The organism is Promicromonospora sp. Populi (assembly GCF_041081105.1).
GTDB lineage: Bacteria > Actinomycetota > Actinomycetes > Actinomycetales > Cellulomonadaceae > Promicromonospora.
On the sequence record NZ_CP163528.1, the window covers coordinates 3,693,169 to 3,707,032 of the forward strand.

Here is a 13,864-nt window from a genome sequence, read left to right on the forward strand (position 1 = left end):
CGCCTGTCCGGTCCCGACCGGACAGGCGCTCTCGTGCGTCCGCGCTCGTTTCTTCACCCCCAACCTTCTTCGGACCTGGCTCGTATTGAGCGGTGTAAGGCCCGGCAGCGAGCGATGTGCTCGCGTCGGGACGGGCATCCTTCAAAGACGGGAACACTCCGATGTCGCTCCACACCATTTCTCGCACCTCTCTCTTCCGCCGTGGCCTGGTAGCGGTCGCCACCGCCACGACGCTCCTCGCTGCCGGCCTGGCAGCCGCCCCGGCGCAGGCAGCACAGCCGCTGCCGGTCGTTGATGTCCACACGCGTCAAGGCACGACGGTCACCACGTCGATGTTCGCCTGGGGCAGCTCGATCCACGCCGACGGGCCGGACCTCAACCCTGCCAACGTCAAGTACTCCGTCGCGCTGAAGGCATCCGGCGGCACCATGCTGGGCGCGGAGGCCGAGGTCACGGTCCAGAAGATCGACCGTGAGACGGTCCGCAAGCGCACGATCGAGATGGAGCGCAGCGCCACCGGGTTCCAGAGCCGGGGGACTCTCCGTTTCGACGGGACCATCGACCCCGGGACGTACCGCGTGGGCGTCGAGGTGTTCACGGTGGTGCTCAAGCCCGACGGCACCAGGGTCCGGCACCTGATCGACGTGGACAACGCCAAGACGGTGCAGATCCGGCGTGCCACCATCACCGAGGGGACCATCTCGACGCAGAAGACCGACGGCCGTCCCGCGCGGATCAACGCCAACGCGCGTGTGCTGCGGGTCGCCGACGACGGCTCCGTCTCCTGGCTGCGGATCCGCTCGGGTGCCGCGATCCTCTCGTTCGACCCTGACGGCGTGTACGGCGACAAGAAGGCCGTCTTCGTGCGTGACCTGAAGATCGTCGACGGTCGGATCTCGACGGTCGTCGAGTCCCGCAAGGGCTACTGGAAGGTCACCTACCCGGGGACGTCTCGTTTCGCCGACTCCGTGGCCTGGATCGGGCAGGGCGTTCCTGGCGGCTGTGGCTGCTGATCCGAACCTGGCCCGCGGCGAGCTCCGTCGTCGGCTCCGAACCACATGTCCGAGGAGGGCCGCAGCCATGGGCTGCGGCCCTCCTTCGTCTTCACCCGCAGCTCGCGGTCTTCACCCCCAACCTTCTGCTGCTCCAGCTCGTACTTGGTGGTGTAAGGCCGACGGCGAGCGAGGTGCTCGGGTCGGGCGGGCATCCTCGAACAGACAGGAACACTCCGATGTCACTCCACAGCATTTCTCGCACTTCTCTCTTCCGCCGGGGTCTCGTGGCGGTCGCCACGGCCACGACGCTCCTCGGCGGCGGCCTGGTCGTCGCTCCGGCAGCTCAGGCAGCATCGTCGCTGCCGGTTGTCGACGTCCACACGCGCCAGGGCACGACGGTCACCACGTCGATGTTCGCCTCGGGCTCCACGATCGACACAGATTCGGACGACTCCTCCTCTGCCAGGTTCGGGTACTCCGTCGCCCTGAAGGCGTCCGGTGGGACCCTGCTGGGCGCGGAAGCCGTGGTCACGGTCCAGAAGATCGACCGTGAGCCGGTGCGCAAGCGCACCATCGAGCTGAAGCCCACCAGCACCGGCATGCTGACCCGCGGGTCCATCCACTTCAGCGGGACGATCGACCCGGGCACCTACCGTGCGGGCGTCGAGATCTTCACGGTGGTGCTCAAGCCCGACGGCACCCGCGTGCGGCACCTCATCGACGTGAACGAGGCCAACCGGGTGCAGTTCCGGCGCAACGCCTGGATCGAGGGAACCATCTCGACACAGAAGACCGACGGCCGTCCCGCGCGGATCAACGCGATCGTGCTCGCGAGGGAGGTCGCTGACGACGGCTCCCCGTCGGAGGTGCGCATCCGTTCGGGCGCCGCGATCCTCTCGTTCGACCCCGACGGTGCGTACGGGGAGAAGAAGGCCACCTTCGTGCGGGACCTGAAGATCGGGTCCGACGGCAAGATCTCGACGGTCGTCGAGTCGCGCAAGGGGTACTGGAAGGTCACCTACCCGGGGACCTCCACCAACACCGACGCCGTTGAGTGGATCGCGCAGGGCGTTCCTGGCGGCTGCGGCTGCTGACCACAGCCGGCCGGCGGTCACACCCCGAGCGGGGCTTCGCCGTCGGCCCGGATGACTACCGAAGACATACCCAAGGAGGGCCGCAGCCACAGGCTGCGGTCCTCCCTTTTGGCTTCTCCACTGGCTTGGCGGACCGTTCTAGACCACCGTGTCACCCGTATGTCACAGGTTTGTTAGAACCATTGACAGATTAAGGGCCAAGTGAAAACGTGACCTGCACCACGAACGAGCACGACAAGACCAAGGAGTAGCAATGGCGCAGTACAAGAGGCTCGGCGGGATCCTCGCGATCACGCTCGCCACGACGACCGGCCTGACGGCCTGCGGGTTCGGCGGGTCCCCGTCGGACGACGGCGCGGAGGGTGGCGCAACCACTCTCGACCTGCTCGTCCCCGCCTACTCCGACTCCACCCAGGGCCTGTGGGAGGACGTGATCGCCGGGTTCGAGGAAGCAAACCCGGACATCACCGTGAACCTGCAGGTCGAGTCGTGGGACAACCTCGAGTCCGTCATCGCCACCCAGATCCAGGGTGGCGAGGCCCCGGACATCTACAACGGCGGTCCCTTCGCCGGCTTCGCCGAGGACGAGCTGCTGTACCCGGTCGAGGACGTCACCTCTGACGAGACCTACGCCGACTTCCAGCCGACGTTCCTGGAGAACGCAGCGGTGGGTGACACGACCTACGGCCTGCCGTGGATCGCGTCGGCCCGTGCGCTGTTCGTCAACGACGCGCTCCTCGAAGAGGCCGGCGCCGAGGTCCCCACCACGTGGGACGAGCTGCTCGAGTCCGCCACGCTGGTCTCCGAGCTCGGTGACGGGGTGGCCGGCTACGGCATGCCGCTCGGTTCCGAGGAGGCGCAGGCCGAGGCGGCCGTGTGGCTGTGGGGCGGCGGCGGTACCTTCGGTGACTCCGACGCCATCACCATCGACACCCCGGAGAACCTGCCGGGTGCCGAGTTCATCAAGACGATGATCGACGCGGGCGCCACGCAGGCCGACGCCGGTGCGACCGACCGCAGCCCGCTGTTCGACATCTTCGTCCAGGGCCAGATCGGCATGCAGGTTGGCCTGCCGCCGAGCGTGGGCCAGATCGCGTCCGACAACCCGGACCTCGAGTACTCGATCCACCCCATCCCCACCGAGGACGGCAGCCCGTTCACGCTGGGTGTGGCCGACCACCTCATGGCGTTCCAGAACGACGGTGACAAGCAGGAGGCCATCACGGCCTTCTTCGACTACCTCTACACCGCCGACGTGTACGTCCCGTGGGTCCAGGGCGAGGGCTTCCTGCCCACCACCCTGTCGGGTTCCGAGCAGCTGGCCGACGACGAGGCGCTCGCCCCGTTCCTCGACGTGCTGCCCGACGCGGAGTTCTACCCCAGCACCAACCCGGACTGGCAGGCGGCGGACTCCGCGTTCAAGGCGCTCTTCGGCCAGCTCGACAGCGACCGGACGGCGCAGGACGTGCTCACCGAGATCCAGGCACAGGTCGACGCGGGCTGACGCCCGGCGCTGACCGCTACAAGCAAGCCCGCGTCGACCACATCCGACGCTGAACCGAAAGCACGAGGAACCCGGTGAAGGACCTGTTGAAGGCCTTGCCGTGGATCGGGCCCGCGGTCGCACTCATTGCGGCCGTGGTCCTGTTCCCGGTAGGCGTGATGTTCTGGAACTCGACCCGCGACATCAGTCAGAGCGGCGTGGACGACGGGGGCGTAGGCCTCGCGAACTTCGCGGCGGTGATCGGCTTCCAGTACTTCTGGCCGATCCTCGGACGGACCGTCATCTGGGTGGTCGTGGTCGTGGGCCTCACCCTGGTCGGCTCGCTCGCGCTCGCGGCGCTGCTGAACAAGGCGTTCCCGGGACGCCGCATCGTGCGCATGGCCGTGATCGTGCCGTGGGCCGCCAGCGTGGTCATGACGACGCTGGTGGTCCACTACGGCCTGGAGCCGTACTTCGGCATCATCAACTCGTTCCTCGTGGACATCGGCCTGATCGATACACCAGAGGGCTACGGCTGGACCCGGCACCCCGAGACCGCGTTCGCGTGGGCCATCGTGGTCGCCGTGTTCGTGTCGCTGCCGTTCACCACGTACACGATCCTGGCCGGGCTGCAGACGGTCCCCGGCGAGACCGTCGAGGCCGCGCGCATCGACGGCGCCGGGGGCCTGCGTACCTACTTCAGCGTGGTGCTGCCGCAGCTGCGGGGCGCGGTGTCGGTGGCGGTGCTGATCAACATCATCAACGTGTTCAACTCGCTGCCGATCCTGCGCGTCATGACGGGGTCCATCCCCGGGTATGACGCCGACACGATCATGACCATGATCTTCAAGTACATGCAGAACCAGCGGCAGATCGACCTGGCCAGTGCGCTGTCTGTCATCGCGTTCCTGGTGGTCATCGGGATCGTCGCCATCTACGTGCGGGTCGTCCGCCCTCTGGAGGAGGTCTGATGACCGCGACCACCGCATCGGCGACCGCGCCGCGCAAGGCGACCCAGCCGCCGTCGGACAACCGGCCGCGCGTGCGAAAGTACACGGAAGACCAGGTGCCGCTCGGGTCCCTGCTGCTGCGCATGTTCGCCGGCCTCGTGGTGCTGGTCGTGTTCATGCTGCCGTACCTGATCATGTTCTTCGGCTCGGTGAAGACGAAGGCGGAGATCAGGTCCGTAGACCCCACCTACTTCCCCACGGAGTGGCACTGGGAGAACTACGTCACGATGTGGTCCACGCCTGAGACGCCGCTCCTGCAGAACCTGATCTCCACCCTGGTGATCTCGCTGTGCGCCACGTTGCTCGTGCTCGCCGTGGCGCTGCCTGCCGCGTACTACACGGCGCGGTTCCGGTTCCCCGGTCGGCTCGTGTTCCTGTTCCTCGTGATCGTGACCCAGATGCTGCAGCCGGCGGTGCTGACGTCGGGCCTGTTCCGCCAGTTCATCGCCCTCGGGCTCCTCGACACGTGGGGCGCGATGATCCTGGTCAACGCGGCGTTCAACCTGTCGTTCGCGGTCTGGATCATGCACAGCTTCTTCGCGAGCATCCCGAAGGAGATCGACGAGGCCGCGCAGATCGATGGCGCCGGCACGTTCACCGTCCTGACCAAGATCAACCTGCCGCTCGTGTGGCCCGGGATCGTGACGGCTGTCGTGTTCACGTTCGTCGCGTCCTGGAACGAGTTCGCGGCGTCGCTGGTGCTGCTGACGACGGCGGGCAACCAGCCGCTGTCCGTGGCGCTGACCAAGTTCGTGGGGCAGTACGAGACCTCGTGGCACTACGTGTTCGGGGTGTCCATCGTGGCGATCGTGCCCGTGGTGATCCTGTTCATGCTGATCGAGAAGCGGCTGGTGGGCGGCCTCGTCGCGGGTTCGGTGAAGTAGGCGGCGCGGACCTGGTTGGGGTCGTCTCGCCGAGCGGACGGAATCTGTCCCAGTGCTGGACAATCGCATAGCATGGTGGCGATCCCATCCAGAGCGGTCGAGAGTCCTGGCTCCGTGACACCGCAGCAACCTGCCGACTTCCTGCCACGTGGCCGTGGCGTGAGGACGTAAGGTGCTCACGCCAGGTTCGATGGAGCAGCCATGGTCGCCGAGATACACCCGCACCGCCCCACGGTGTCGTTCGAGCTGATGCCACCGCGTCGGCCCGACGCCGCGCCGAACTTCTGGGAGACGGCGCAGCGGCTCGTGGCCGCGCGGCCGGACTTCGTCTCCGTCACGTACGGGGCGGCCGGGGGCGACCGGGCGACGTCGCGCGAGGTGCTCGCTACGCTGCTGCGGGGTACGCCCGTGCTGCCGGTTGCCCACCTGACCTGCGTGGGCGCGTCCCGCGAGGACGTGTCCGAGGTGATCGACGAGTTCCTCGAGGCCGGCGTCCGGTCGTTCCTCGCCCTGCGGGGTGACCCGCCGCGCGACGAGCCCCACTGGCGCCCCACGGACGACGACGTGCACTCCAGCATCGACCTGGTCCGGCTGCTGCGGCAGGTGGACGAACGACGCTGCGCCGCGGATGCCAGCACAGCCCTGCGCTCCGCCGCCCGCCCGCTCACCATCGCCGTCGCGACGTTCGTGGACGGTAATCCCGGGGCCGGCACCACGCGGGAGCAGGAGATCCGGCGGCTGCTGGAGAAGCAGGAGGCCGGGGCGAGCTTCGCGATCACGCAGTTCTTCTACCGGGCGCAGTCGTACACGAGGTTCGTCGAGGAGGCCCGGTCGGCGGGCGTGACCATCCCGATCCTCGCCGGGATCCTGCCCACCACGGAGGCGCGCCGGCTGCGCCGGGTCGAGGAGCTCACCGGGGTGGCCGCACCCGCCGACCTGCTGCGGGACCTCGACCGGCTCACCGCGCCCGACGGCGCCGTCGACCCCGAGGCCCAGCACGAGCACGGCATCGGGTACTCCGCCGAGCTCGCGCGCGAGGTGCTCGAAGCCGGTGCGCCCGGCGTGCACGTGTACACGTTCAACAAGCACCGCCCGGCCCTGGACCTCCTGGAGCGCGCGGGCCTGACCGTCTCCCGTCCCCGCTGAGTGCTGGCTGGACATCGCCTGCAGGGTATATCCCTGATGTGATGTATCGGTCGGATGCACGGTCGGCCGATACTACGGATGAAATCGGCCCCTACCCCCAGCGACCGAACCGTGGAGGCACCACCGTGCACGATCACGATCACAGCCCCACCGACCACACTGAACACAGCCACGCATCTCTCGGGCGGCGCGAGCTGCTGCGCGGCGCCGTCGTCCTCGGCATCGGTGCCGCGGGCGCGACGATCGCGGCGCCCGCTGTCGCGACACCTCTCGGTGCCGACCCCGCCGCCTCGCCGTCCCTGGCCCCCGAGCCCGAGGCACCCGCCGACGCCCCGCCGGGCGCGCTGGCCGGGGTCGAGGTCGTCACGCCGACCATCGCGAGCTGCGCCACCTGGGGCGCAGCGGCGGCCCGCGGCACCATCGAACCCGTCGCGGCCAACCCGAACAAGATCCTGATCCACCACACGGCGTCGGCCAACGTCACCGACTACTCGCAGGCCGCCGGTTATCAGATCGCCCGCGACATCCAGCAGTGGCACTTCGCCAACGGCTGGGTAGACACCGGTCAGCACCTGACGCTGAGCCGTGGCGGGTACGTCATGGAGGGACGGCACGGCTCGCTGTCCCGGCTGCAGAACGGCAGCGGCACGGTAGTCGGCGCGCACGCCCCCGGCCAGAACAGCCAGGCCATCGGGATCGAGAACCAGGGCACCTACACGAGCGCCACGCCGCCCGCGCAGCTCTGGAGCCGGCTGGTGGAGCTGTGCGCCTACATCTGCGACCAGTACGGGATCGCGCCGACGCAGATCTACGGGCACCGCGACTACACGGCCACGGCCTGCCCGGGCGACGTCCTGTACTCGATGCTGCCGCAGCTGCGGTCCGAGGTGGCGGCGGCCCTGTCCGGCTCGACCTGGTCGGTCATCGTGGACAACACGTCGGCGGGCTTCGCGGCAGGCGGCTCCTGGCTGACGTCGGCGTTCTCGGCCGAGCGGTACGGCGCCAACTACCGGTACGCGACGCCGGCCGAGGTCAGCGACCTGGCGACGTTCTCGGCGACCATCCCGTCCAACGGTTCGTACCGGGTGGAGGCGTGGTTCCCCGGGATCGCCGGCTACAACACGTCGACGCCGTTCATCGTCTACACCGGGACCGGCTCGTCGACTATCCGGGTTGACCAGTCCACGGGTGGTGGTGCCTGGCTCTCGCTCGGCACCTATGCCATGACGGCGGGTACCCGCACGGTCGTGGCGGTCAGCCGCTGGACGCAGGGCACCGCATACGTCGTGGCGGACGCGATCCGGATCACGCGGCTGTGACCCACCCGTCGGGGTGACGGGTCAGGACTGCGGAGCGGTGAGTGCCTGGAGCAGGTCTTCGGGCGAAGCGACGCCGACGAGCACCGACGACGTCCGAACCCTCCGCCACACCTGTACCCGTCCCTCGACCGGGCGCGACAGCTCGACCAGGACGGCCGGCGACGCCGTCGACCGCACGAGCGAGGTCCGTCCCGTGGTCTCGTCGAACCCGACGCCCAGCTCCAAGGGTTTTGTCGTCGTCGGCCGGTGCACCGCGGCCGAGGCGACGTCGGCGAGCGGCACGTCCACCGCTCCCACCCAGCCGAACCGGAACCGGACCACCCCGCCGGCCACGCGGTGCCGTGACCACAGCGGCGAGACGAACGCGACCAGCAGGGCTGCCGTGAGCACCCCGGCGACGAGGTCGACGGCCAGCGCAACGGGCACGGGCAGCAGTGCGCCGGCGATCAGATGCAGCACCAGCACTTCGATCCCACCCAGCACTACGAGACCTGCGACAAGAGCGAGCCAAGGTCCGCGCCCGCCGAGGCCGAACGTCCTGGCCGCACCGAAGCCGACGGCGCTCACGTGTCCGCGCGCTCCTGGCCGCTCATCGCCTGGATGGACTGCATGACCTGTTCGGTCAGCTCGCGTCGCGCCTGGGCCGGCTTGGTGCCGGCCGCGATCTGGCGGGACGGGTCGATCGGCACCCCGAAGTGCAGCTCGACCCGGGCGAACCGCGGCATCTTGCCGATGGGCTTCACCTTGTCGGTCCCGAGCAGCGCCACCGGGACCACGGGAGCCTTGCCGGTCAGGGCGAGCCACGCGACGCCGGTGTGGCCCTTGTGCAGCTTGCCGTCCCGTGAGCGGGTGCCCTCGGGGTAGATGCCGAACGCGCCGCCGCGCTGCAGCACCGCGAGGGCGTCCTCCAGGGAGCGCTGCCCGGCGCGCGGGTCGTCCCGCTGCACCGGGATGTCGCCCATCTTGGTGAAGAACCAGCGCGACAGCCGACCCTTGATGCCCTTGCCGGTCCAGTACTCGGCCTTGGCCAGGAACGCGACGTGCCGCGGGGCCATGATCGGGATGAGCAGCGAGTCGATGAACGACAGGTGGTTGCTCGCCAGGATCACGGCGCCGCGCCTCGGGATGTTCTGCAGGCCAGTGACGCGCGGGCGCAGAAGCACGAGCACGAGGAGCGAGAGGATGAGCTTGAGGAACCGGTACGTCACCGGCCTATTGTGCACCCCTCAAGCGACCCTGTGGACTGGGTGATGCGCGGGGTGAAAAGACTAAAGAGAACTGCAAGATGTCGACCATGTTTCAGACGTACAGGTCACGCGGGTGACCTGTACGTCTGACCGGAGTGCTGTGCTGGTCAGGGCGCCGTGCCGTCGCCCTTCTCGAAGGCGGCGAGCCGCACCTGCACGGCGCGGACGCGGTCGACGTCGAGCTTCTCGCTGCGGTCGAACCGGTAGACACCGTTCTCCTCCTGGAACACGTCAGTGAGCTGCGTGTAGCAGTAGCCGAACATCAGCGGGTCGTCGAGGAGCGCGTCGGTGAGGCCCGCAAACCGCGTGTGGAACTCCTCCTCGTCGGCGACGCGCTGGCCGTAGCCCCACGAGTCGGGCGAGCTGCCCGAGGCGGTCGCGGCGGCCTCCGGGTTCCACCAGATGCCGCCGTACTCGCTGACAAAGTAGGGCTGCCCGTTGTACGGCTGCGATATCGGCGTGCCGTTGTCCCGCTCGTTCCCGTAGGGCTTCCCCTCGGCGAGGCCGCCGACCAGCTCGGAGAACTTCGCGGGGTCCTGCTCGTACAGGTGCGAGTCCCAGACGTCCGTCTCGGGCACGCGGTGCGAGTAGCCGCTGGTGTCCAGCACGGGGCGCGAGGGGTCGGCCACCTTGGTCGCGAGCCACATGCCGCGGGTGACGTCGTCCAGCTGCGTGATGCGGTCGTGCAGGTCCTGGTGCGTCTCGTTGAGCGGGCACCAGCCGATGATCGACGGGTGGTTGTGGTCCCGCTGCAGGGCCTCCAGCCACTCGGCGACGTACGAGGTGGTGGGCCGCTGGCCGTCCGCAGGTGTGCCGTAGCCGCTGACGCCCCAGTCGCCGAACTCGCCCCACACCAGGTAGCCGAGCCGGTCCGCGTGGAACAGGTAGCGCTCTTCGAAGACCTTCTGGTGCAGGCGCGCGCCGTTGAACCCGGCGGCGAGGCCGAGCTCGATGTCGCGCGCGAGCGCGTCGTCCGACGGCGCCGTCATGAGCGACTCGGGCCAGTACCCCTGGTCCAGGACGAGCCGCTGGAAGACCGGCTCGCCGTTGATCCGGATCGCCTTGCCGTCGATCGACACGGACCGCAGGCCCGCGTAGGAGCGCAGCGAGTCGACGACGGTGCCCTCGGCGTCCCGCAGCTCGATGTCGACGCCGTACAGGTGCGGGTCGCCCGGTCCCCAGGTGCGAACCCGGTCCGCCGGGACGACGACGCGCAGCGCGGGCGCCAGGTCGAGGTCGGCGCGCGCCGTGGCGGTCGCGAACTCGCCGTCGGCGTCCGTGATGGTGACGGCGACCGTGTGGCCGCGCCGGTTCGCGGACAGCGGCACCACCACGTCGAATGCGGCGCTCGACAGGTCGGGCGTGATCCGCGGGCGCCGCAGGTGCACGGCGGGCACGGGCTCCAGCCAGACGGTCTGCCAGATGCCCGTGGTGCGCGTGTAGTTGCACTCGAAGTTCGCGTAGCGGTTGCTCTGCTTGCCGCGAGCCTGCGGCTCGTGCCGGGTGTCCCGCGCCCGCACGACGACGGTCACCGTCTCCCCCGGGATCGCGATCCCGTGCAGGTCGGCCGAGAACGGGGTGAACCCGCCGCGGTGCCGCACGACCTCCGTCCCGTCCACCCAGACGGTCGTGTCGTGGTCCACCGCCCCGAAGTGCAGGAGCACGTGGGGGTCGTCGCCGACAGCGGACCACTCGGCGGGGACCGTGACCTCACGGCGGTACCAGACGGCCTCGAGGAAGTCGGTGTTCTCGACGCCGGAGAGCTGCGACTCGGGTGCGAACGGCACGACGATCTCGCCGGTGAGCGGCCGCTCCGCGACGCCGCGCTCGAGCCCGGAGTCACCCGGGTCGATCTCGAACTGCCAGGTGCCGTTCAGGTTGAGCCAGCGGTCCCGGACCATCTGGGGACGGGGGTACTCGGGCCGCGGGACGGCTGCCGCGCTGGGCGTCCCGGTTGGCGAGAAGCGGTCGAGGAAGGTCATCAGCTGCTCCGTTGCGTCTACGACAGGTGCGCGGTGATTCAACACGGCTTCCGCTCGCTATGCAACGTTGTATCAGTCATCGGCTCTGCGCTGAGCCGCGGCGGGAGCCGTCGGGGCCGCCGCTGGGGCAGCCGTCGGAGCGCTGCCGGAGTTCAGGAGCGGCTGCTCTCCCGGGCCAGCAGCCGGTGCGGCACGAGCGCGTCGACCGGCTCGACGGCGGGGTCCGCCAGCTGCGTGATGATCCGGTCCACCGCCGTCTCGGCGATCGCGCGCAGGTCGGGTGCCACGGTGGTCAGCGAGGGGTTCGAGAACCTGCCGTCCTCGATGTTGTCCCAGCCCGTCACGGCGAGGTCGGCGGGAACCCGCACCCCGTTGAGGCGCAGCGCGTGCAGCGCGCCCAGCGCAAGCTCGTCGTTGGCGCAGACCAGGCCGTCGATCTGGTCGATCCTCGGTAGCACCGACTCCACCGCCGCGGCGCCCGCGGGCCGCGAGAACTGGGCGACCTGCAGCACCCAGCGCTCGTCCACGTCGAGGCCCGCCGCGGCGTGGGCGTCGAGGAATCCCTGGACCCGCTGGGCGCCGGTGCGGCCGGCGCCGCGCGGTTCGGCACCGAGGAACGCCAGCCTGCGCCGCCCGGTCTCCAGCAGATGCGTGGTGACCTGCGCCGCGGCGCTGACGTTGTCGATGCTCACGTGATCCGTGCGCCGCTCCCTGCTCTGGTCCGGGTCCGCACGCTCGCCGAGCAGCACCAGGGGTACCGTGCCGCGGACCGCATCGATCTCCGCCGGAGCCAGCTCCAGCGGGGAGAAGATGATGCCGTCGATCGCCTGGACGTCGAAACCGCGGGCCACCTCGAGCTCGATGTCGCGCGAGGACCGTGTCTCCTCGATGAGGACGCGGTACCCGCGGGCGCTCCCGGCGTCGATCACCTCGTGGGCGAGCACCGAGAAGTACGGGGCGTGCACCCACGGCACGGCCAGGGCGAGCGTGTTGGTGCGGCCGCGTCGCAGCTGGCGGCCGGCGAGGTTGGGCCGGTAGCCCAGCTCGGCGATCACCGCCTCCACCCGTTCCCGGGTTGCTTCGCCGACCCGGCCCGTGTCGTTGACGACGTTGGAGACGGTCTTCCAGGAGACGCCCGCCGCAGCGGCGACCTCCTTGATGCCGACGCGCCGGCCCGCTCGTTCGGACAACTTTCACTTCCTTCCGCACCGTGGCCCCTTGACGGGACGCCCACCCTAGTCCATCGTGATCCAACGTTGGAGCGCAACGTTGCACCATGGGAGGTCGACGATGACCCTGCTACGAGGACGCGGTGCCACGGGGCAAGGAAGCCCCGGGTCCGGGTCGAGAATCCGCAGTCGCGCGGAGAGTGCCGGAGGGCTGAGCCGCCGTGCTCTGCTCCAGGCGGCCCTCGCGGGCGCCGGCGGGATCGCACTGGGCGGGACGCTCGCCGGCTGCGCCGCGCCGGGCGCCGCGAGCTCGGGCAAGACCCCGGTCATGATCTGGGACCTCTTCTCCGGCGGCGACGGCGCGCTCATGCAGGAGATGGTGGGCGCGGTAGCAGCGGCGAACCCGGATATCGCCGTCGACTCCACGACGCTTGAGTGGGGGGCGCCTTACTACACCAAGCTGGCCATGACGTCGTCCGGCGGGCGCCCGCCGGAGGCCGCCGTCATGCACGTGTCCCGGCTGGCCGGGTACGCGCCGGGCGGGCTCCTCGAACCGTTCGACCTGGACGCGCTCGCCGCGCTCGAGGTCACCGAGGCCGACTTCGCGCCGGCGGTGTGGCAGAAGGCCCAGTTCGACGGGCAGCTCTACGCGCTGCCGCTCGACACGCACCCGTACATCATGTTCCACAACCCTGTGATCGTGCAGGATGCGAGCCTGGCCGGGCCGGACGGCAAGCTGGACCTGGACGCCGTCGCGGGCGCCGACCGTTTCCTCGCCGCCGGGCGGGCGATGGCCGAGGTCACGGGCGAGACCGGGGTCGGCTGGGGCTACCAGCGCGACACCGCCGGGTGCTGGCGCATGTTCTGGGGCCTCTACTCCCAGAACGGCGGCGGCTATGAGCTCACGCCGGGCCGTCCGGCCGACCTCGACATCGAGGCCGCGACCGAGGTCTTCGAATTTCTCCAGGAGATGGTCGACGGCACAGTCGCGGCGAAGAACCAGGACGGGAACGCCGCGGCCGGCCGCTTCATGACGGCGCGCACCGGCACGATGTTCGCCGGCGAGTGGGACCTGCCGATGTTCCGCGAGGCGCTGCCCGACGTCGGGGCCACGCAGTTCCCGGCGATCTTCGGCACCCCGGCGAACTACGCCGACTCGCACTCGTTCGTGCTGCCCCGGCAGGCACACCCCGACCCCGCCCAGCGCGAGGCGACGTACCGGGTGCTCGCGGGTCTCCTCAAGGAGGGCCTCACCTGGGCCTCGGCCGGGCACATCCCGGCCTACCAGCCCGTCGTCGAGGAGCCCGCGTACCAGGAGCTCGTCCCGCAGCGCGACTACGCACCCGCCGCCGAGATCGCGGTCTTCGACCCCGACGCCTGGTTCACGGGCGGCGGCAGCGACTTCCAGACGCGCATGGGCGACGCCATGACGGACACCCTGGCCGGCGAGGCTCCGCCACGCACGGCCGTCACCCGCATGCTGAGCGAGATGGACCGGTTCCTCTCCCAGCCCAACCCCGCCTGATCGAGAGGAC

12 protein-coding genes and 1 riboswitch are annotated in these 13,864 nt (G+C 69.7%); of the genes, 8 read left to right on the plus strand and 4 right to left on the minus strand.

What is annotated here, in order from left to right; translation table 11 throughout:
- Positions 1–161: 161 nt before the first annotated feature.
- From AB1046_RS16715 to AB1046_RS16745, 7 genes are all read left to right on the plus strand, one after another.
- Positions 162–1,013, plus strand: coding sequence for a hypothetical protein (locus AB1046_RS16715; RefSeq protein ID WP_369370421.1), 852 nt, complete (start codon positions 162–164; stop codon positions 1,011–1,013).
- Between the two features lie 218 nt (positions 1,014–1,231).
- Positions 1,232–2,089, plus strand: coding sequence for a hypothetical protein (locus AB1046_RS16720; RefSeq protein WP_369370422.1), 858 nt, complete (start codon positions 1,232–1,234; stop codon positions 2,087–2,089).
- Positions 2,090–2,342: 253 nt separating this feature from the next.
- Entirely contained in the window at positions 2,343–3,593 is a 1,251-nt protein-coding gene (locus AB1046_RS16725) for an extracellular solute-binding protein (protein ID WP_369370423.1), read from the plus strand.
- Between the two features lie 74 nt (positions 3,594–3,667).
- Positions 3,668–4,543 (plus strand): carbohydrate ABC transporter permease, encoded by an 876-nt coding sequence (locus tag AB1046_RS16730; RefSeq protein WP_369370424.1) that lies wholly within the window; start codon positions 3,668–3,670, stop codon positions 4,541–4,543.
- On the plus strand, positions 4,543–5,466 hold the full coding sequence (locus AB1046_RS16735) for a carbohydrate ABC transporter permease (protein ID WP_369370425.1): 924 nt from the start codon (positions 4,543–4,545) through the stop codon (positions 5,464–5,466). Before AB1046_RS16730 ends, AB1046_RS16735 begins: the two co-directional genes overlap by 1 nt.
- Before the next feature lie 81 nt (positions 5,467–5,547).
- Positions 5,548–5,663, plus strand: a riboswitch (SAM riboswitch).
- Between the two features lie 4 nt (positions 5,664–5,667).
- The gene (locus AB1046_RS16740; protein ID WP_369370426.1) at positions 5,668–6,612 is read left to right on the plus strand and encodes a methylenetetrahydrofolate reductase; all 945 of its coding nucleotides are present in this window, start codon (positions 5,668–5,670) and stop codon (positions 6,610–6,612) included.
- Positions 6,613–6,737: 125 nt separating this feature from the next.
- On the plus strand, positions 6,738–7,931 hold the full coding sequence (locus tag AB1046_RS16745; RefSeq protein WP_369370427.1) for an N-acetylmuramoyl-L-alanine amidase: 1,194 nt from the start codon (positions 6,738–6,740) through the stop codon (positions 7,929–7,931).
- 21 nt (positions 7,932–7,952) lie between these two features.
- Here the strand turns inward: AB1046_RS16745 and AB1046_RS16750 are convergent, their stop codons facing one another.
- From AB1046_RS16750 to AB1046_RS16765, 4 genes are all read right to left on the minus strand, one after another.
- Positions 7,953–8,498 carry a hypothetical protein gene (locus AB1046_RS16750; protein ID WP_369370428.1) on the minus strand — a complete coding sequence of 182 codons (546 nt, stop codon included), beginning with the start codon at positions 8,496–8,498 and terminating at the stop codon, positions 7,953–7,955.
- Positions 8,495–9,139 (minus strand): lysophospholipid acyltransferase family protein, encoded by a 645-nt coding sequence (locus AB1046_RS16755; protein WP_369370429.1) that lies wholly within the window; start codon positions 9,137–9,139, stop codon positions 8,495–8,497. The genes AB1046_RS16750 and AB1046_RS16755 overlap by 4 nt, the downstream gene beginning before the upstream one ends.
- A gap of 146 nt (positions 9,140–9,285) precedes the next feature.
- The gene (locus AB1046_RS16760) at positions 9,286–11,160 is read right to left on the minus strand and encodes a glycoside hydrolase family 2 protein (protein ID WP_369370430.1); all 1,875 of its coding nucleotides are present in this window, start codon (positions 11,158–11,160) and stop codon (positions 9,286–9,288) included.
- Between the two features lie 152 nt (positions 11,161–11,312).
- Positions 11,313–12,350, minus strand: coding sequence for a LacI family DNA-binding transcriptional regulator (locus AB1046_RS16765; RefSeq protein ID WP_369370431.1), 1,038 nt, complete (start codon positions 12,348–12,350; stop codon positions 11,313–11,315).
- 100 nt (positions 12,351–12,450) lie between these two features.
- On the opposite strand from AB1046_RS16765, the gene AB1046_RS16770 reads away from it, so the two are divergent.
- A complete protein-coding gene (locus tag AB1046_RS16770; RefSeq protein WP_369370432.1) occupies positions 12,451–13,854 on the plus strand; it encodes an extracellular solute-binding protein in 1,404 nt (467 codons plus the stop codon).
- The last annotated feature ends 10 nt before the right edge of the window (positions 13,855–13,864 follow it).

Bases quoted from the DNA above. Each gene is read 5' to 3' on its own strand.
- AB1046_RS16715 (WP_369370421.1), top strand. From the start codon at position 162: ATGTCGCTCCACACCATTTCTCGCACCTCTCTCTTCCGCCGTGGCCTG.
- AB1046_RS16720 (WP_369370422.1), top strand. From the start codon at position 1,232: ATGTCACTCCACAGCATTTCTCGCACTTCTCTCTTCCGCCGGGGTCTC.
- AB1046_RS16725 (WP_369370423.1), top strand. From the start codon at position 2,343: ATGGCGCAGTACAAGAGGCTCGGCGGGATCCTCGCGATCACGCTCGCC.
- AB1046_RS16735 (WP_369370425.1), top strand. From the start codon at position 4,543: ATGACCGCGACCACCGCATCGGCGACCGCGCCGCGCAAGGCGACCCAG.
- AB1046_RS16740 (WP_369370426.1), top strand. From the start codon at position 5,668: ATGGTCGCCGAGATACACCCGCACCGCCCCACGGTGTCGTTCGAGCTG.
- AB1046_RS16760 (WP_369370430.1), bottom strand. From the start codon at position 11,160: ATGACCTTCCTCGACCGCTTCTCGCCAACCGGGACGCCCAGCGCGGCA.
- AB1046_RS16770 (WP_369370432.1), top strand. From the start codon at position 12,451: ATGACCCTGCTACGAGGACGCGGTGCCACGGGGCAAGGAAGCCCCGGG.